The sequence below is a fragment of the Pseudovibrio ascidiaceicola genome (assembly GCF_900114245.1).
Lineage (GTDB): Bacteria > Pseudomonadota > Alphaproteobacteria > Rhizobiales > Stappiaceae > Pseudovibrio > Pseudovibrio ascidiaceicola.
The window spans coordinates 1-18438 of the sequence record NZ_FOSK01000008.1 but is presented as its reverse complement, the minus strand read 5'-3'; the positions used below and the strand labels follow the sequence as shown (position 1 = coordinate 18438).

Below are 18438 nucleotides of genomic sequence, written 5' to 3'. Positions count from 1 at the left end.
GGCTCCTGATGGGGAACAAGAGATAACTCTCGAACGCTTCCTCAACGCCCCCAAAGTCATTGGCACGCTCATTGCAACAGGCAACACAAAATACCTCCCAATCTTCCAATGCCTAAAACGCGAGATCAAAGAGTTCCAGCAACGCGAGGAGGACTTGGCATTGGCGCTTAGAATTGCGAAGAACGATTAGGTGGGTGAGGCAGAGAGAGCTAAGGCGACTATAGCGGGCGCCCGCCTAAGATGCCCAGATCCATCTCCCCCTGAAATCAGCCGCGTAAAACAGCATCCAGAACAAAGAGGGCCAATCCAGAAAAAACCAAAGCACTGACAGCACTTAAGAAAAAAAACCTTGAAATCTGCGCACATTTACACCGAATGACTCATACATGTAAAAAATACGAAGAATACCCTTACCCAACATAAGTATTGCTTAAATATATTAATGAATACTATTTATATATTTAAATATTGCAAGAATCATATTTAATTTTATACTTACTTGATTGCTTTTATATTAAGGGATGTAGAAAATGTGTAAATTATGCATGATGAATCAACTGCATGTACCTGCAGACAGTATATCCTACAACTCAAGTGTCACGGAGCAAAAAGCGGCCCTCAGCGCACAAGCTGCCGATGGGGTTTCAGCACAGGTCGAGGTGACAGATTTCTTAGCAAATACTCTAGTCATGAATGAAGTAGAAGATGCTGATGCAGGGCCCTCGACGCAATACCTCATTGCCGCAGGGGATAGCTTTTCAGGTACACTTGAAACCAATGGGGACCGCGACTGGGTGGCGATCGACCTTAGTGCGGGATCAAATTATACGATCAACCTTAATGGGAGCGGAGCTGCGCCGGTTACAGATACTTATTTAAGAATATACGACGCCTCAGGAAACCTAGTTGCGTTTGACGATGACGGCGGGCCTGGTTTAAATTCATCTTTAAACTTCATAGCATCCCTGTCAGGCAGATTTTACATCAGCGCCGCCGCCTACTCGGATGGGCAGACCGGAAGTTATACTGTCAGTGTGGAGGAGACCTTGGCTCCATCGCCGCTGGATGCGCTCGATTGGGGTGGTTCAGCTGTAGATACAACAAATATTTCTGTATACTTTGCACAAGCTGGTGAAGTTTTTGATGGCCAAAGTTCAGATGGCTGGACGCAGGCGCAGATTGATGGCGCGATGGCATCGTTAAACGACTTATCGCAAGGGACAAATCTTACTTTTTCGGTAGCAAGCAGCTCAAATAATGCAGAGTTTAAATTTGTAACATCTGCCTTTGGCGGCAGTACTTATGCCTACATGAATCCTCCAAGTGAAGCAAATCCAGGCGTAGCCGTTTTCAATACCTCTAATATGAATTTAGCAAACCTAGATCCAGGCTCACTTGAGTACTTTGTGTTTCAACATGAAGTTGGTCATGGACTGGGTATGGCGCACCCTCATGATACTGGGGGCGGTTCCAGTGTGATGAACGGGGTTTCTAGCTCACGCGGCGATTACGGTGACTTCGATCTCAATCAAGGTATCTATACCATGATGAGCTATAATGTCGGCCATGCAGAGCTTTATCCGGAATGGCCGAGTACTTATGGCGCGACGGTGGGTCCTATGGCGTTCGACTTGGCGCTTCTACAGGAGAAATACGGAGCAAAAGACGCGAATATAGATAACAATACATATCTCCTGCCAGAACTTAACGGTTCAGGCACATTTTATTCGTGCATCTGGGACACCGGCGGTATCGATACAATCGCGTACACGGGCTTCAGCAGCGTCAATATCTCGCTTGTAGCCGCTACTCTTGATTACAGCAGCACAGGTGGTGGTGTACTCTCCTATGCAGAAGGTGTGCGCGGAGGGTATACCATCGCCAATGGTGTTGAGATAGAAAATGCCTCTGGTGGCGCTGGCAGTGATACTGTGGTTGGAAACTCCTTGGAGAATGTACTTCAGGGCTTCTCCGGCGATGATTTCCTTGATGGAGCTCAAGGAGATGACCTTTTAGAAGGTGGTGCGGGACGTGATACCTTTAGTTTCACGAGTATAGGTGACACTGACACTATTGCTGACTTTCAGGACACAGTTGACTTTATTCAGCTCGGCTCTGAATTTGGCGCGAATTCCTTTACAGAGCTGTCTTTGACCAATAGAGATGCCGACGTCATTGTCGCCTTTGGAGATAGTGAGATCATTTTACAAAATATGGATCTCTCACTTATTGGCGCCGAGGACTTCATCTTCGCTTAACTTAAAATCCCAACATTGGGGTGTAAGGTAAGCGTTTGGCGAAGGCGACCTGCCAACCAGCAACGGGCCCTGTTACGCTGACATTGCAGCGTAACACCACGGCATGAGGTCGGTGATATGGGTTATCTTGCGATCAGCGATTTAGGTCAGAACCCACGTGAGCCAGGCATGAGGGATCCACATTGTTGAGCTTGGCTGTTTCGATGAGAGTATAGGCGACTGCCGCAGCTTTACCGCCGCCTTCTGATCCCATGAAGAGATAATTTTTCCGTCCAAGAGCCACAGGTCTCACTGCCCGCTCGGCCGTGTTGTTGCCGAGCTCCAGAGAGCCATTGTCGATATAAGGCCGTGCTTTGGGCAGGCGCGAGAGGGCATAACGAGTTGCTCCGACCAGCGACGACTTGCCGGTTATTCTGGAAAACTAGGCGCTTAGCCTGTCTTCCAGATCATCAAAGACAGGTTTGGCCCGTTCAGCACGTTAGCCTATCACCATTGTGGGCAAACCCGACATTAACTGCAGGTGGGAAACGCAGAGGAGATAACAGACCGATGTGGACGCTTGGGCCAGAACCAGCTTTTCGACAGATTCCATCATGGGTTGAGATAACAAACGCACTCCGGTATCGGCGCAAGCACCGACTACATTCATTCTAGGATAGTGTGTTCCCCATAGAAGCCATATGGGCAGGTGAGTGGTTTTGGGTAAGGGAGTGTTTTGGCTATAATCACTGGATTAGGTGTGAAGTATGGGCAAAATACAAAGACCCCGGCGCTACAGCTGAGAAGGCGGTTAAAGACAATCGACGCAGAAGCCTTTCGAGAGGAAATGATGGCATCACAACCTTAACGCCTATCCGAAAACAAGCAGGAGACGCACTTCAACCATAGCTATCATCTCAGACCTCAGAAACCAGAACTTTGCCTCATGTTCCTTAAGAATCCAGATAATCTGCTCGTTTAAAGATCTCTACCTTTTTTGAGAATATGAAGGTCATGTAGGCTGATTGAGACACCAGCCTACACTAAATCAGTATCAACCTAATACAGCCTTCACTGCTCTTACTGTTGCGGCAACGACTGTGTCTGCTTCTTCGTGTGTTAGGCAGAATGGGGGGGCGAAGCCGAGGATGTCGCCTTGGGGCATTGCGCGTGCGATGACTGCGTCCTGAGATAGCAAGGCTGCGGAGATTTGAGCCCCGATTTTGTCGGATGCCTCGAAGAAACTATGGTCGTCGCGGTCTTTGACAAACTCTACGGCGCAGAGTAATCCCTCGCCGCGCACATCTCCCACATTGGCATGCCCCCCCAAAGCTTCCTTCATGGATTTGTTGAGATATGCACCAGTGGTTCCGGCCTTCTCAACAAGGTTCAGATCGTCAAGCAATTTGAGGTTTGCGACACCAGCTGCGGCCCCAATGGGATGAGCTGAATACGTCCAGCCATGGCCTATTGGCCCATTTTCATCTGTCCCCTGTTCAAGAACCTTCCAGACCTTGTCTGAGACAATTGAACCGGAGAGCGGCGCGTAGGCGGATGTCAGGCCTTTGGCAATGGTGATGATGTCAGCTTCCAATCCATAATGATCAGAACCAAACATGGATCCGAGGCGCCCGAAACCTGTCACCACTTCATCTGCAATCAGCAAAATATCGTGTTTTTTCAAAACGGCTTGAATAGCCGTCCAATAACCAGCTGGTGGTGGAACGATCCCGCCGGTTCCCAGTACCGGCTCGCCAATAAACGCCGCAATCGTGTCGGCCCCTTCTCGCTCAATCAGAGCCTCCAACTCAGCAACACAATGGGCAACAAATTGCTCTTCACTTTGCTCCAAATTGTCACGGCGGAAATAATAGGGAGCCTCTGTATGAATGACCTGTTCGACGGGCAGATCAAACTTCTTATGAAACAGCTCAAGGCCTGTCAGCGAACCAGTCACCAGACCCGAACCGTGGTAACCACGCCAGCGGGAGATAATTCGCTTTTTCTCCGGCCGACCTAAAATATTGTTGTAATACCAGATTAGCTTGATGTTGGTTTCATTGGCATCTGAGCCGCTCAACCCGAAGTAAACCTTAGACATATTACTCGGTGCACGATCTAAAATCATCTTGGAAAGTGTGATCGACGCTTCTGTGCCATGCCCGACATAGGAGTGATAATAAGCCAGTTCTTTGGCCTGTTCGGCGATTGCCTCAGCAATTTCCTGACGGCCATACCCTACATTCACACAGTATAGTCCGGCGAACGCATCCAGCATTCGGCGCCCGTCACGGTCCTCTATGTAAGAACCTGAGGCAGTCTTGATCACTCGAGTTGACGTTTCACCTCGGGCGTGCTGAGCCAGATGAGTTGAAGGGTGGAAAAAATTCTCCCGATCCCATTGTGCCAGCTGATCGTTTCGTAACATGACTTTCCTCCCTTATGCCCAGTCGCGGCAAACGTATTTAACTTCAGTAAACTCTTCCATGCCCAGTCGTGCGCCTTCCCGGCCCAGACCAGATTGTTTGGTGCCTCCAAATGGAATGGGTGCGCCAGTTACCTTTGTGCGATTGACTGCAACCATTCCGAATTGAAGAGCACGGCTAACTCTGTAAATCCTGCGCGGATCATCGCTGTGCAGATAAGCAACCAGTCCATACTCGCTGTCATTGGCGCGGGCGATGACTTCCTCTTCATTGTCAAAAGGAGCAATCGCAGCCACTGGCCCAAAGGTCTCTTCACGCATAATTAGAGCCTCAGCGGGCACATCAACCAGCACCGTCGGCTCAAAAAACAGTGGTCCCAATGAATGTCGGGTGCCCCCACAGGCAATCTTCGCGCCTTTGGCAACGGCATCGGCGACATGTTCTTCTTGTTTCAGAACAGCTTTTTCGTTCATCAACGGACCAATGTCCGGATCATCCAATCCAGGGCCTATGGAAAGAGATTGAGCGGCTTTGGTAAAACTCTTGCAGAACTCTTCGTAGATCGGACGCTCAACAAATATTCGGTTCGCCCCCAGACAATCCTGACCGGATGTTGCGAACTTGGATTTTATGGCCTCAGCAACCGCGTTCTTCAGATCTGCCCCTTTAAAGACAATAACCGGAGCATGTCCGCCAAGTTCCAGGATAAGACGTTTTATGGTCGAGGCTGATTGGCTATAAAGCAGTTTGCCGACAGGGGTGGATCCCGTAAAGGACAAAGCCCGCACACGGCTATCGCTGGTCCAGGGCTCAACAATTTCTGGAGCTGAGCCAGTCACGACATTAAACACACCTGCGGGTACACCGGCTCGCTCAGCCAGTTCCGCTAGGGCGAGTGCGCTGAACGGGGTTTCTGCTGATGGGTGGGCAACGATCGTACAGCCTGCAGCCAAGGCAGCAGCTGCTTTCCGTGTCAGCATCGCACTTGGGAAATTCCAGGGTGTGATAAGGGCAGCAACCCCAACGGGTTCCCGCCAAAGCTCCACTTCTGCATCTGCTAGATGACTGGTGACGCCTTCAATGTTGGGACGCTTGGCTTCCTCTGCATAGAACTCAACAAACGCTGCACCATACTCTATTTCACCACGGGCTTCTGACAAGGGTTTGCCCTGTTCCAGAACCATGATCCGTGCGAGATCTTCTTTATGTGTAACCTGAAGCTCAAACCAGCGTCGCAAAATAGATGCTCGTTCTTGCGGTAGTAATCCCGACCATTTGGGAAAGGCATCTGAAGCTGCAGTCACCGCAGCAGACGATTCATCTGCTGAAAGACCTGCTACATCCCCTAGGCAATCCCCGTTTACTGGATCAATGACCGCAAATGTCTCATCTGTTTTTGCAGCACACCACTTCCCATTTATGTAGGAAAAGGAACGCACTAGGGCTTTGTCTTGAATGTCCGTCCGTGCAGACAAGGCTGTTTCTGACATGACGCATCCTCCTTGCTCTACAACAGAATTTGCCTGTTTCTGGCGGAGGATGTGACCGAATGAAGTGTTCGTTACAGAATAATCGTCTGCTAATCGGCTGCGAAAAGAAGATTCAACGGAGGTGTCGCATTTCCCTTTACAGGCTTCGTCACAATGTACGTGAAGTAGCGGGATAACCCGATGCGTGCATCCAGCATGGTATCGATCAGCCTTTGATAGGCGTCTACGTCTCTGGTCACGATCTGTATCAGATAGTCAAATCCGCCCCCTAATGCCCAGCAAGCCACGACCTCCTCGTAGTTCTGCATGGCTGTTTCAAAGGCGTAAAAGCTCGCAGCCGTATGGTCCGCCAATTCAGCAGCTACGAAAACAGTGACGTGAGGCCCCAGTTTTTTGAGATTAATTCTTGCACCATAGCTTTCGATCAGACCAGATTTTTCCAGCTTCTTCAGCCGGTCCCAACAAGGTGTTGGAGACAATCCGATGAGGTCCGCCAAAGCGGCTTTGGTGATGCGGCCCTCATTTGAGAGTATTCGCAGGATATCCAGATCACGCTGATCAAGTTGCATGCTCATCTTTTGATATCTCTCACACTTCAGGAACGCCAATCACCGCCGCACAATCACCGGATTTGATCAGTCCGGGGAAATGACGACTAATGAGAATGCCGCTACGCTTTGCGTGGTATCTGGTTGGTTCAACGCCGGTTCTGTCCATCGGCCAAACACGGGCAATAATGTCACCTTCTCCAACGGGATCTCCCAGATCGACCATAGGTTCGTATAGCCCGCCCTGCTCGCAAAATGTAAAGCAATCTGCCCCTGGCATCCCCAAGTTTACGGAGGACTCCAGTTGTTTTTGACCTTGCAGGATACCGAACTGGATCAAGACGTTACGCAATCCTTTGCGTGCAATTCCGATGGTTTTTGCCGTCGCAGTTCCACCACCGCCCAGTTCTGTTGTTACAAGAACCTTGCCCATGCTTTCAACTACTGTGTCGTACATACCTATATTATCGATTTCGAGGAGCTGAACGGAGTAAGGTGCGTTAAACGCAGCCATTGCTTCAAAGCAGGCCTTCTCATTGCTCTTATCTTCCAGAATATGAGCTGCTGCGAACGGCACAAAATCAAGAGTCTTACCTCCGCTATGGAAGTCGACAGCGACATCTGTCAGAGGAAGCAGGTAACGTTGAAAATAGTCGGCAATTTTCTCAGTTGGAGTTCCGTCAGGACGACCTGGAAATGAACGGTTCAGGTTTCCCCTATCAATGGGTGACGTCCGCGTTCCCGCCATAAATGCCGGGAAGTTGAAGGCCGGAACTATGATAATTCGACCATTTACGTCCTCTGGTTTCAACGCAACCGTCAGTTCCTGGAGGACAACTGGCCCTTCGTATTCATCGCCGTGATTTGCGCCTGTTAAGAGCGCTGTCGGCCCTTCTCCGTTTTTGATGACCGTAATCGGGATCATTACAGAGCCCCACGCACTGTCATCACGGCTATAGGGTAACCGTAAAAAACCATGATGAATGCCGTCCTGATCCAATGGGATTGTGGGCGTGATGGGATTTGCCTGCATAATTTTCGTCCTAATACACACGGATCAACTATTGATCGCTGTGCCTGCTTTTACGGCTTCAGCTCGGGCTCCGGCCAAGGTGGCAATGGCGGTGTCTTGCGCCCCTGTTCCTGTCAGATCGCAAACCGTAATGTCTTTGTCCGACTGCCGCCCTGGCTTTTGGCCAGAAATTACTTGTCCAAGTTCCGCGTACATCTCAGTACTGTTGATCGTGCCAGCTGCTATCGCTGTACGGAGTTCGCCTTGTTTGATGGATTGAGATAAGCGGTCACAAACGAAAACAGAGGCACCTGGAATAACGCAGGGCGCGAGTTCTGATTTATAGTCGGCATCTGATCCCATGGCGGTGATATGCTGCCCAGGTCGCATCATATCCGCCTTGATCAAGGGCTCTTTGGAGGGGGTTGTTGTTACGACGATATCGGATTGAGCCATAACCTCAACGATGCTGCCAGCAATGACTTCAATTCCCAATTGAGTTGAACACTCCCGGGCACAAGCAGCAGCTTTTTCTCTGTTGCGCCCCCAGATAACAGCTCGTTCAATATTACGAACAAGCGTCAATGCTTGCAGTTGGAGGTGGGCCTGAATGCCACTTCCAAGAATACCGGCAATCTTGCTGTTCTCTCGTGACAGATGCTTGGCTGCGACGGCTCCAGCGGCAGCTGTGCGCACATCGGTCAGATACCCGTTATCGAGCAGTAACGTCTTGACGATGCCGGTCTTTGCATCAAACAGCACCATCAATCCGTTCAGGCTTGGCAGACCCAGTTTGGGATTATCGAAGAAACCCGGGCTCATTTTGATCGCAAAACTGTCTATGCCGGGAACATAGGCAGTCTTCACATCCACTTCCCCATTGTGCTCAGGTACATGGAAGCTCAGGATAGGCGGCATTACAACGTCTTCTGTTGCAAGCAATCGAAATGCATTTTCTACACATGCAACAGCATCCAGATCCAAAGAAACAGCAGAGCGCAGATCTGCCTCCGTCAGGATATTAATCTCAGGCATAAAGGCTTCCATTCACAGAGGTCGGTGCAGCAACATCGACGTTCTCGCCGTCGATCAATCGTTTATGCAGCGCCATATCAATATTTTGCCCGCTGATGAGGCTCACACATTTTCCGGGTGTTTTGATCTTTCCAGCGAGTAAGGCAGCAATACCGACACTGCCTGAGCCTTCAATCACCAGACGTTCCTGCCAGTAAGCGTGTCGAATGGCTTCTGCGATTTCTTCTTCGCTGACCAAGATCAAGTCATCTACCAGATCCCGTATCATCTCGAAGGTATAGGCATTGTTCAGCCCAATCCCACCACCCAATGAATCTGCGAGTGTTGGCACTTCTTCAACAAGGATCGGTTTGCTTGCATGCTGACAGCTATACATGGCGGCACCGCGCTCCATTGAAACGCCAACTACACGAATTGAGGGACTGATGGTTTTCATCACCAAAGCCACTCCAGAAATTAAGCCACCGCCCGAGACTGGTACGAGTACCGTATCCAGATCAGGTGTTTGCTCCAGTATTTCCAGCGCAACAGTGCTTTGCCCTGCAATGATATCCCGGTGGTCAAATGGCGGGATCATCGTCATTCCGTCTTCTACCAACCGATCTACTTCAGCCTGAGCATCGTCCTGAGAACTTCCGGTTATTCGAACTTCAGCACCCAGCGATTGAATTGCCTCTACCTTGTTCTGCGGAACAAGTTTTGACATACAGATGATGCAACGCACCCCTGCTTTTGAGGCAGCATAAGCCAGACCGCGACCATGGTTTCCAGTTGAGACACCAACGACACCAGCTTCTTTTTGAGCTGCGTTGAGTGACAAAATTGCATTTGTCGCACCGCGTAGTTTAAAGCTTCCCGTGATCTGCGTTTGCTCAAGCTTCAACAACACTTCTGCAGAACAGATCTGGCTCAAGCTGGGTGAGCTGACCAAGGGGGTCATTCTAACGTGCCCCATTATCTTTTGGCGTGCAGAAAAACTGTCATGAACGGTTATTTTTTGCGTCATTGTGCGCTCATCCGATCTTTGATTGGGTGTTGGAACAGATGGCCAAAACCATGTACGACTTGCTCGGAGTCCAGATGCTGGAGGCAACGCCAGATCATTGCCTGATTTGAAGTCACCGCTGGCTTGCCAATCCGATCTTCAATCCTCTGAATGCACACTGCAGCCCTCAACCCGGTGCACGAGATGAACAATGCATCTGCACTCGGCTCCATAGCTGCACAGGCAGCCTCAATAATCGTAGACTCGGAAAGCCGCGCAATCTCACGGTCATCATCGACACCGAGATAGTTTGCACTGGCGATTTGAAGGCCATTATCGGCAAAGTACTGAAACACTTCCTGCGAAATACTGGCAGAGTATGGAGTTAACACGCTGATCCGTTTTGCATCTAAAGCTTCGAGCGCATCAAATGCTGCTGAGCTGGGCGTCACAAATGGGGTATCAGATTTGCCAGCTTTCAAGTAATCCCCGACAACTGCGTTTCCCAAAACAACTGAAGCAGCCGTACAGCTGTAAGCGATTACGTCCAACGCATCTCCAGGTAATATCTGCGAAGCAGCTTCTGTCAGGCGTGGACCTGTTGCCAACAAATTCGCTCGTGTACCTGGGTTTTGATAGGTGATCCGGTTTGCGTAAATGCCGATCTGATCAGGATCGCACATGCGTGCGAAATCCCCTTCGCTTGTGTGATCTGTTGCCAAAACAATCAGACCTATCCGTTTATTGACTGAACGGGCGTCAAAGTTGGCTTCAACCAGAGAGGCCTTAGGACGACAATCAAAAACCATGTGCCCTCCTAAACAACAAGGACCGGGCATTCCGCCAAGCCTGCTACCTTGTGAGAGACACTGCCAAGCAAATATCCTTCGATTGAACCCAACCCTCTGCTCCCCAAAACAATCACATCGTTTTGGTGTTCTCTTGCAAAGCCCACAATCGTGCGGGCTGTTGGGCCGGATTTGGCAAAAGCGCGGATGTTTGCACACCCGGCATTCAGGGCAAGTTGCTTCCCCTGCTCTGCCACTTCACGAGCGTGATGACGCATTACATCATCCACGCTCTCATTTTCATCCGGGCGCACGATTGCGAAGGATGCTTCCAACATTGAATGATGTTTGTAAACGGTCAGAAGAGAGAGCGGGGTGTTGCCGCAAACAGTCGCCAATTCAACTGCCTTGAGCAGTGCTCGCTCCGCCCCTTTAGACCCATCAAATGGAACAAGGATAGATTTGAACATCAGGTACTCCTTGTTACTTGGCAAAAGCTAAGTCGCGCAGAAAGAGCGCAATTTGTGGGAAGAAGATCAAAGCAATGGCGACCCCAACCAACATCAGGATAAACGGTGGCGTACCGCGGATAACCTCAGCATAAGGTCGCTTGAACACTGCGATGGCCGTGAAAATGTCACATCCAAATGGCGGCGTTGCAGAGCCTATCGCGACCTGCAATGTGATGATCGTGCCAACCAACACCGGATCCAAACCAACAGCCTTAACAACTGGCGCAAAAATGGGTACCAACACCAGAATAACGACGATGGGGTCGACAAACATACAGCCAACAAAAAATGCAGCTGAGATGACAAACAGGATACCCATTGCACCCATGTCAGAAATGCCGATCGCAGTCAGGATTTCCTGCGGGACCTGAGCGAAAGAAATGATCCAGGAAAATGCTGCACCTGCGCCGACCAGAATGAATACCACTGCGGTGATTAAACCGGTTGATTGAGCTGTCTTGTAAACATCAGTCAAAGTCATGGAGCGGAACACAAAGACTTCCAAAACCAAAGCGTAAAGCACACACACTGCGGCCGCTTCTGTAGGGCTGAAGATGCCGCCATAAATGCCACCAATAATGATTACCGGAAAACCTAGCGGCCACAGCGCCTGTCGGACTGCGGTCAACCGCTCATGCCAGCTGGCTTTAGGCTCAGTTGGGACTTGGTTACGGACGGCGTAAATGTAGCTGTAGATTGAAAACAGAACGAGGATGAGCAGTCCCGGCCCGATGCCTGCGATAAACAATTCTGCAATAGATGTATTTGAAACAACGCCGTAAATGATCATTCCAATTGATGGTGGGATCAGAAAAGCAATATCACTGGCATTGACGATGAGCGCCAGAATGAAACTGTCTTTGTAACCGGCCTTAAGCATACGTGGACGCAAGGGCGATCCAATAGCCACAACGGTTGCCTGTGTGGACCCTGAGACTGCACCAAACATTGTGCAGGCCATTGCTGTCGAGATGGCAAGACCGCCGCGCACGTGGCCCGCAAAGGCCATGACCAAATCAATCAGGCGGCCTGCGGACTGTCCCCGTGTCATGATATCTGCTGCAAAAATGAACATGGGCACAGCAATGAGCGATGCAGGCCGAATACCTGCAACCATTTGCTGGATCATGGTTTCCATTTGCCCGAAATCACCGAACATCATCAAAAACCCAATGAAGCTCCCGACGATCAAAGGGATCATCATAGGAAACCCAAGAAGAAGAAGAGTAATCATCGAAAGGAATATTGTTGCTGCCATGATAGTATCTTTTAGACCTCGATCTCATCTTCTTCATAACCCTCAAGCATGTGGGTCGAGAGATAGATATCGGGAGCAGTCAAGTTCTTGATGGCAGTGAGCAAGTACTGTGTTCCCGTCATGAAAAAACCGACGGGCACCCAAACCAATATCACCCAAACAGGAATTTGTAGTGCAGGTAACACCCGGCCACGAGAGGCCTGTGTCTCAATGTAGTTGATTGAGTAATAACAGAGCAGGAACAGAAAAATTGCGGTCACCAGCGAGATCAGGATCATCAGAATCTTACGGTAGCCAGGAGACAAGCCGTCATAAATGGCGCTCATGCGGATGTGGCGCCCATGCCGTGCTGCATAACTGATACCAGCGAACGTGATCAGAATAATCAAGATACGGTTCAGTTCCTCGGAAAAGAAGATGGAATTTCCAAGCACAAAACGCCCGACTACATTGGCGATCGTGTTTGCTGCCATCAAAAGAACGCCGATTGCAAGCAGGGCAGATTCAATCCGACTGATCGCTTGGTCAATAACACCCAAAAAGCCTGGCAAGTTTGATTGTGTCTGATCACTCATTCCACCGTCCTGCATTACATGAGGCGTGTAAGGCGAGGAGTGCTCGCCCTACATATCTTGCGCGAAAACAACTGACCGTTAGTCTGCAGTCGCGGCCAGATCGGCTTTCATTTGTGCAATGATTGCAGCACCACTATCACCAGTCATCTCGATGAAAGTCTTTTCAACCTCAGCCGCGGCTGCCTTGAAACATCCACGCTCATCATCGGTCAGAACAGTGACTTTCATCTCTGGCTTGGCTTCCATGATCTTAGCTAGCTCAGTTTCAGCGGCTTGTTGCTGATAGACGACAGTATGGTCATATGCAGCAGCTGCTGCCTTTTCCACCAGGTCCTTATCTTCTGCGCTTAAGCCATCAAAGAAATCTTTGTTTGCCATCACCGCGGTGGTGAAATTGTTGTGCCCCGCATACGTGATGTAATCGGTGACCTCATAGATCTTGGTCGAATAGAGGAAGAAAGTCGGGTTCTCCTGCCCCTGAATAAGGTTGGTTTGCAACCCACCATAAACCTCGCCCCATGGCAGTGGTGTCGGGCTCGCACCAAACGCACGATAGCTCTCAACCAGCAGCGGGTTGGTCATTACGCGAAACTTGACTTCATTCAGATCAGCGCATGTTTTCACTGGCTTCTTGGTGGTCATCGCCACCTCGCCCTCGGGGAACATGTTCAGCAGTTCAAGGCCTTTTTCAGCATAGAGCGGCTTGAACATGTCATTGATCGCCTTGCTTTCCCGGTAGAAGCGAGCGAGATGCTTTTGATCTGTAGGAAGGAGATAAGGCACAAAGAACACTTGTGCTTCCGGTATCAAAGCGCCGGTGAAGCCTGGAGACTGATCAACAAACTGCAAGATGCCATCTTGCGTCTGTTCCATGATATCAGCAGACTCGCCAAGCGTTCCATAAGGGAACAGCTGGATTTCATGATCAGAGTTGGCTTCGATTTCTGCTTTGAACTTTTGAGCATACACGCCCTGAACATCAGTCATGGCTTCTTCAAAAGCATATCGCCATGTATCAGCCTGCACTGCTCCGGTTGCAGCAAGAACCAGCCCCACCGCTGCGCAAGATTGTAACGCCCGTTTAAAGATACCTGTCATTAATTCCTCCCCCAAAATCATCATGATGAATATCTGTTTTACTCGGCATCTTGCGCGCCGTTTCCAGTGAATGCCTGTGACTGCTCATAGAAACTGCCACGTCGGCAGGTTTGCAATACAACCGCAAACCTACGTGCAAATACTTGATGTACACAACATGATCGATATTTCGGCATAGTCAATAATAAAATTACCCACATAGCTATATTTTGCTAATTTTAATGCTAGTAAATTTGCTTTTTTTGATTGATCTTATTGGCGTTAGTTACTGTTGTGTACAAATATAATTTTGACAAGGGAGGGCGACATGGGCCTAGAAAATGCTTCATTCAGCAAAACAGAATATGATCGGCGCATTGCTCAGACCCGCAGTGCCATGATGCAGGCCGGAATTGAGGTCTTGTTTGTGACTGATCCATCGAACCAGGCTTGGTTGACGGGCTATGACGGCTGGTCATTTTACGTGCATCAAGGCGTAATCCTGCCACTGGAGGGAGATCCGTTGTGGTGGGGCCGGATCCAGGATGCAAATGGGGCGCTGCGAACTGTTTGGATGGATGACGACCATGTGCTTGGCTATGCAGATCGCTACATCCAGTCAACAACCTGCCATCCTATGGAGGATCTGGCTTCACACCTTGAAGCAAGAGGCTACTCCACATCCCGTATCGGCGTGGAGATGGAAAACTATTATTACTCCGCCAAAGCACATGAGGTTTTGTTTTCAGAACTCCCCAATGCAGTGCCTGTTGATGCAACGGCGCTGGTTAACTGGCAACGCGGTGTTAAATCAGAAGAAGAACTTGTTTTCATTCGAAAAGCAGCAGCCATCTCGGACAAAATTATCAGGATTGCACTTGATAAAGCTGAACCTGGGATGAGGAAGAATGAGCTGGTTGCGGATATAAGCCATGCCGGGATTACTGGTGTTGGAGATGACTGGGGAGACTATCCTGCCATTGTGCCTTTAACACCATCTGGAAGGGATGCGACAGCACCTCATCTGACCTGGAACGGCAACCAAATGCGAACTGGAGAGATTACCTTCTTTGAACTCTCCGGTTGCTACCGGCGTTATCACGCCCCACTGTGCCGCTCAGTCTTTCTTGGCAAACCTCCACAGTCGATGGTCGACGCCTCGATAGCCCTGACAGAAGGCTTGGAAGCTGGCCTGGAGGCGGCCAGAGCAGGAAACCGTGCCTGTGATATAGCCAATGCACTCAACAATGCACTCAACAAAGTCGGCATTGATCGTGGAGGACGCTGCGGCTACCCGATTGGTCTGAGCTATCCGCCTGATTGGGGCGAGCGCACACTCTCGCTTCGACCTACGGATGAAACAGTTTTGTTGCCCGGAATGACCTTTCATTTCATGCCAGGCCTTTGGCTGGATGACTGGGGGCTGGAGACCACGGAAACAATCCTCATCACCGAGGCAGGCCCGGCCCAAGCTCTTTGTAATGTTGAGCGCAAACTCTTCATAAAAGACTGATTTATAAACACGTCAGGCCAAACAACTAGTGTGCCAAGGGATCAATAGCTTTGCCCTTGGCACTATGAGTATATACAACGAGAACACGAGAAAAGAGTGATCGGTGAACATCTTGGATCTGGCGAATATCGACTATAGCGCACGCGACCGGTTTGACCGGATGTATGATGAAATTAGGGATCGTATCTGCCTGTTGGATTACGCGCCCGGAAAACGACTTTCTGAAACAGAACTGGCGGAAGAATTTGGTGTGAGCCGGACACCATTGCGCCGGGTGCTGGTTCGCCTGGAAAGCGAAGGCCTGCTGCGCTCAGTTCATGGTGTCGGTACCTTTGTAACGGACGTGGACATCAAGGAGCTGGAACAAACCTATCTGCTGCGCATGGAACTGGCGGAACTCAGCGGAAAGTTGTCGCCAGCACCTCCCACAAAGGAGATACTATCTGAGTTTGAGGCTTTGACTGCCCGCGCCAAAGAACTGCAGACAAACCCAAATGCCCGCGAGTTCTCGATCCTGATCATGGACTTCTTCCTCACCATCCTCAAGCTCACAGATAACGGACCTTTGCGCGAGATATCGGAGAGGCTCTACATGCAGACAACCCGCATCTGGCTCAAGTCTCTATTTGCATCCGTCATCGATTTGACAGACGAAGTTATCATCTTCAACCGGGAAATGGATGATATCCTGACAGCGTTAAAGCTGGGAGACCTGAAAGCCGTCTCCCTCATCCAAAAAGCCCACATCTCCATGAGCTTCACCCGCATGAGAATCTCTTACCAAAACGTTGAGAACAAGTAGGGTGGATGCATGAAGTTCGGAAAAATTAGTTTTTGAATATCGGAATGTTTGGCCCTGTTATGCGGCTTGTGCGTGGTAGCGCAAACGGCGGAATTGAAGAGTTTTGCATTTAATCGTCTGCCGTTTTTTTCAGGATCTGCTTATCCCGTCTGAAATAAACATCGGGTGCCATATGAAGGGTATGAGTGACGTCTTTGGCCTTCATAGTGGTGCATAGCTTCAAGGCGATGAGGTAGCGGCTGCCAACAGGAGCCGTTATGTATGGACCGCCTGCATTTCGCAAGAGAGTTGTTACTTGAAACCTTGAAGTCGCTACTATGTATCCGACCTGTTTATCGGCACGCGGGCAGTGGCCTTGATGGTAATATGCACGTACCTACAGTCTAATTAGCGGACAGGTTACTTAGAACCACGCTGGCCCTCTGACTTTGGGTGCGTTCTTTCTTCCGTTCCATGCTCATGCTCTGTCGCGAACTTTTAAGGAGGTTCTGGTTAGATCGCCTCCATGCCAGTTGTATGGTTGTCAAACTCCGTGCAATTGTACAATACGCTCCAGGCGATCCTTGCCGGCTTATTGGCCAAGGCGACGGACAGTTTATTCTTATGCATTCGCTTGGATGCCCGCTCCAGCCAGTCTCCGAAGCTTAGGTTCTGCCAAAGTTTTGGTCGCATCATTAAAACGTGTGCCGCTTGCACCAACAACGTGCGTAAATAGCGATTTCCGGCTTTTGATATTTTGCCTAGGATGGGCTTATCTCCTGTGCTGTACTGGCGAGGAACCAGGCACCAAGGTCTCTGCCGCGTTCAAAAGCAGATCCGTTACCAATCGCGGAGACCAACGCAGTGGAAATGATAGGGCCGATGCCGGGGATACTCATCAGCAGTTGGCAGCCACCATCATATTGGCTGATCTCTTCGATCTCGGTACTGATCGCATCAATGCGTTCGTCCAGCCACAGCCAGTCTTCATAAAGGCCAATCAGGATGTCGTGCATGCGCGGAGAAATCTCATCAGCGCGCTTGTCGAGAATGGCGAACAGAGAGTTTCTCAAGCTGCTGTTGCCTGTACGCACCGCAATTCCTTGCTCTAACAGGAAGCCCCGGATCTGGTTGATGGTGGCGGTACGACGCGAGACCAATCGGGATCGAACCCGATGCAGAGCCTGTAGATCGAGCTGATCCTGGCTCTTTTCCTATACGTAATTCAAATTGGGCCGCAACACCGCCTCGGCCACAGCTTCAGCGTCGTTGTAATCGTTCTTCTGGCCTTTGACGAAGGGCTTGGTGTATTTGGCGGCGATGATACGGGGATCAAACCCCAATTTGCGCAATGTTCTGCTGACAAAATGCGCACTCATGCACGCTTCCATGCCCACAATACAGCGCGGCAACTTCTCGAACGTATCCACCAGGGAAAGACGCCTGATCTTTTTCCGAAAAGCGTAGCTACCATCATCATTGAACCCAACGATGTGCATTGTATCTTTGCCAATGTCGATGCCGACTGAGAGAAGTTCTGTGGTCATGGGACTGCTCCGGTTTCATAAGAACAGGATCACTATAGAGCCTGCGCCTCGAGGGAGCAGGCGGTCCATCCCATTAGCGGATATTCACACAGTTCAACCAATAGTTGAGGCGGTCTTAATGGCCGCCTGTCTGAGTTTCCAAGACCACTTCCGTTTCCTGTGCAAAGGTCACGGTGCCAAAGAGTACTGTCATGCTTACGGCGGGGACAAAATCGCGGATTTGGTGGATATAGATTCTCGACAGTTGGAGAGCATTTGCCCGCCACTTCTGTTTACAAGTGGCGGGCGGGGCTATGTTGGGTAGGTGGTTTTGCGCAGGCAGGAGAGCCGTCAGAATTTCAGGGCGATGTTTGCTTTGAGCCCCTGATCGGTGAAGCCGGAACCAAACCGGCCATCGTATGCCAGACCCAAGGTCGTGCTATGTCCCAGATCCACCGATGCTCCCAGATTCAGCAGGAGGGCATCTCTGGCAATCGGAATACCGGCAACGGAGAAGTCATCGCCTCCGGCAAAGGCATGATTGACAACAGGTGTTACATCGCCAAACGCATGCTGCCAGGCAGCTTGTGCTGATAACTTCGCGGTGAATTGACCAAGGTTCGCCCGTGTCTCTGCCCGCAGCCCGATACTGGTGAAGGTGCTGTCCATTGTCTG

16 protein-coding genes and 1 pseudogene are annotated in these 18438 nt (G+C 50.1%); 3 read left to right on the top strand and 14 right to left on the bottom strand.

Features of this window, described 5'->3' with window-relative positions; translation table 11 throughout:
• Nucleotides 1-545: 545 nt before the first annotated feature.
• Complete coding sequence (locus tag BM231_RS15535) at nucleotides 546-2258, top strand: M10 family metallopeptidase C-terminal domain-containing protein (protein ID WP_159437967.1); 1713 nt, start codon at nucleotides 546-548, stop codon at nucleotides 2256-2258.
• A gap of 133 nt (nucleotides 2259-2391) precedes the next feature.
• Here BM231_RS15535 and BM231_RS15530 read toward each other — a convergent pair whose 3' ends face one another.
• The 12 genes from BM231_RS15530 to BM231_RS15475 form a co-directional block, all read right to left on the bottom strand.
• Complete coding sequence (locus tag BM231_RS15530) at nucleotides 2392-2619, bottom strand: IS66 family transposase (protein WP_244527188.1); 228 nt, start codon at nucleotides 2617-2619, stop codon at nucleotides 2392-2394.
• A 672-nt stretch (nucleotides 2620-3291) separates the two neighbouring features.
• Complete coding sequence (locus BM231_RS15525) at nucleotides 3292-4665, bottom strand: aspartate aminotransferase family protein (protein WP_093520783.1); 1374 nt, start codon at nucleotides 4663-4665, stop codon at nucleotides 3292-3294.
• 12 nt (nucleotides 4666-4677) lie between these two features.
• The gene (locus tag BM231_RS15520; protein ID WP_093520781.1) at nucleotides 4678-6153 is read right to left on the bottom strand and encodes an NAD-dependent succinate-semialdehyde dehydrogenase; all 1476 of its coding nucleotides are present in this window, start codon (nucleotides 6151-6153) and stop codon (nucleotides 4678-4680) included.
• 89 nt (nucleotides 6154-6242) lie between these two features.
• On the bottom strand, nucleotides 6243-6728 hold the full coding sequence (locus BM231_RS15515; protein ID WP_244527182.1) for an Lrp/AsnC family transcriptional regulator: 486 nt from the start codon (nucleotides 6726-6728) through the stop codon (nucleotides 6243-6245).
• Nucleotides 6729-6741: 13 nt separating this feature from the next.
• Nucleotides 6742-7734 carry a N(2)-acetyl-L-2,4-diaminobutanoate deacetylase DoeB gene (gene doeB / locus BM231_RS15510; protein ID WP_093520779.1) on the bottom strand — a complete coding sequence of 331 codons (993 nt, stop codon included), beginning with the start codon at nucleotides 7732-7734 and terminating at the stop codon, nucleotides 6742-6744.
• A gap of 24 nt (nucleotides 7735-7758) precedes the next feature.
• On the bottom strand, nucleotides 7759-8748 hold the full coding sequence (locus tag BM231_RS15505) for a cyclodeaminase (protein ID WP_093520777.1): 990 nt from the start codon (nucleotides 8746-8748) through the stop codon (nucleotides 7759-7761).
• Nucleotides 8741-9754, bottom strand: coding sequence for a hydroxyectoine utilization dehydratase EutB (gene eutB, locus BM231_RS15500; protein ID WP_093520775.1), 1014 nt, complete (start codon nucleotides 9752-9754; stop codon nucleotides 8741-8743). Before eutB ends, BM231_RS15505 begins: the two co-directional genes overlap by 8 nt.
• Entirely contained in the window at nucleotides 9751-10542 is a 792-nt protein-coding gene (eutA, locus tag BM231_RS15495; RefSeq protein ID WP_093520773.1) for an ectoine utilization protein EutA, read from the bottom strand. The genes eutB and eutA overlap by 4 nt, the downstream gene beginning before the upstream one ends.
• A gap of 8 nt (nucleotides 10543-10550) precedes the next feature.
• Nucleotides 10551-10991, bottom strand: a complete 441-nt coding sequence (locus BM231_RS15490) for a universal stress protein (protein WP_093520771.1) — start codon at nucleotides 10989-10991, stop codon at nucleotides 10551-10553.
• 13 nt (nucleotides 10992-11004) lie between these two features.
• Nucleotides 11005-12291: a TRAP transporter large permease gene (locus BM231_RS15485; protein ID WP_093520769.1), complete on the bottom strand. Its 1287-nt coding sequence runs from the start codon at nucleotides 12289-12291 to the stop codon at nucleotides 11005-11007.
• Nucleotides 12292-12302: 11 nt separating this feature from the next.
• On the bottom strand, nucleotides 12303-12866 hold the full coding sequence (locus tag BM231_RS15480) for a TRAP transporter small permease (protein ID WP_093520767.1): 564 nt from the start codon (nucleotides 12864-12866) through the stop codon (nucleotides 12303-12305).
• Nucleotides 12867-12944: 78 nt separating this feature from the next.
• Nucleotides 12945-13964: a TRAP transporter substrate-binding protein gene (locus BM231_RS15475; protein WP_093520765.1), complete on the bottom strand. Its 1020-nt coding sequence runs from the start codon at nucleotides 13962-13964 to the stop codon at nucleotides 12945-12947.
• A 307-nt stretch (nucleotides 13965-14271) separates the two neighbouring features.
• On the opposite strand from BM231_RS15475, the gene BM231_RS15470 reads away from it, so the two are divergent.
• The gene (locus BM231_RS15470; protein ID WP_093520763.1) at nucleotides 14272-15456 is read left to right on the top strand and encodes a M24 family metallopeptidase; all 1185 of its coding nucleotides are present in this window, start codon (nucleotides 14272-14274) and stop codon (nucleotides 15454-15456) included.
• Between the two features lie 103 nt (nucleotides 15457-15559).
• Entirely contained in the window at nucleotides 15560-16258 is a 699-nt protein-coding gene (locus BM231_RS15465; protein ID WP_244271777.1) for a GntR family transcriptional regulator, read from the top strand.
• A 492-nt stretch (nucleotides 16259-16750) separates the two neighbouring features.
• Here the strand turns inward: BM231_RS15465 and BM231_RS15460 are convergent.
• Together BM231_RS15460 and BM231_RS15450 are read right to left on the bottom strand one after the other, a co-directional pair.
• Nucleotides 16751-17784 (bottom strand): annotated as a pseudogene (locus BM231_RS15460) (IS110 family RNA-guided transposase).
• Nucleotides 17785-18114: 330 nt separating this feature from the next.
• Nucleotides 18115-18438 (bottom strand): autotransporter outer membrane beta-barrel domain-containing protein (locus tag BM231_RS15450; RefSeq protein WP_139226358.1); only part of this gene is annotated, 324 nt, incomplete at its 5' end.

What these genes read in the sequence shown, in the direction of transcription:
- BM231_RS15515 (WP_244527182.1), bottom strand. Translation starts at nt 6,728, where the DNA reads ATGAGCATGCAACTTGATCAGCGTGATCTGGATATCCTGCGAATACTC.
- BM231_RS15475 (WP_093520765.1), bottom strand. Translation starts at nt 13,964, where the DNA reads ATGACAGGTATCTTTAAACGGGCGTTACAATCTTGCGCAGCGGTGGGG.
- BM231_RS15520 (WP_093520781.1), bottom strand. Translation starts at nt 6,153, where the DNA reads ATGTCAGAAACAGCCTTGTCTGCACGGACGGACATTCAAGACAAAGCC.
- BM231_RS15480 (WP_093520767.1), bottom strand. Translation starts at nt 12,866, where the DNA reads ATGAGTGATCAGACACAATCAAACTTGCCAGGCTTTTTGGGTGTTATT.
- BM231_RS15490 (WP_093520771.1), bottom strand. Translation starts at nt 10,991, where the DNA reads ATGTTCAAATCTATCCTTGTTCCATTTGATGGGTCTAAAGGGGCGGAG.
- BM231_RS15535 (WP_159437967.1), top strand. Translation starts at nt 546, where the DNA reads ATGATGAATCAACTGCATGTACCTGCAGACAGTATATCCTACAACTCA.
- eutB (WP_093520775.1), bottom strand. Translation starts at nt 9,754, where the DNA reads ATGACGCAAAAAATAACCGTTCATGACAGTTTTTCTGCACGCCAAAAG.
- BM231_RS15470 (WP_093520763.1), top strand. Translation starts at nt 14,272, where the DNA reads ATGGGCCTAGAAAATGCTTCATTCAGCAAAACAGAATATGATCGGCGC.
- BM231_RS15525 (WP_093520783.1), bottom strand. Translation starts at nt 4,665, where the DNA reads ATGTTACGAAACGATCAGCTGGCACAATGGGATCGGGAGAATTTTTTC.
- eutA (WP_093520773.1), bottom strand. Translation starts at nt 10,542, where the DNA reads ATGGTTTTTGATTGTCGTCCTAAGGCCTCTCTGGTTGAAGCCAACTTT.
- BM231_RS15505 (WP_093520777.1), bottom strand. Translation starts at nt 8,748, where the DNA reads ATGCCTGAGATTAATATCCTGACGGAGGCAGATCTGCGCTCTGCTGTT.
- doeB (WP_093520779.1), bottom strand. Translation starts at nt 7,734, where the DNA reads ATGCAGGCAAATCCCATCACGCCCACAATCCCATTGGATCAGGACGGC.
- BM231_RS15485 (WP_093520769.1), bottom strand. Translation starts at nt 12,291, where the DNA reads ATGGCAGCAACAATATTCCTTTCGATGATTACTCTTCTTCTTCTTGGG.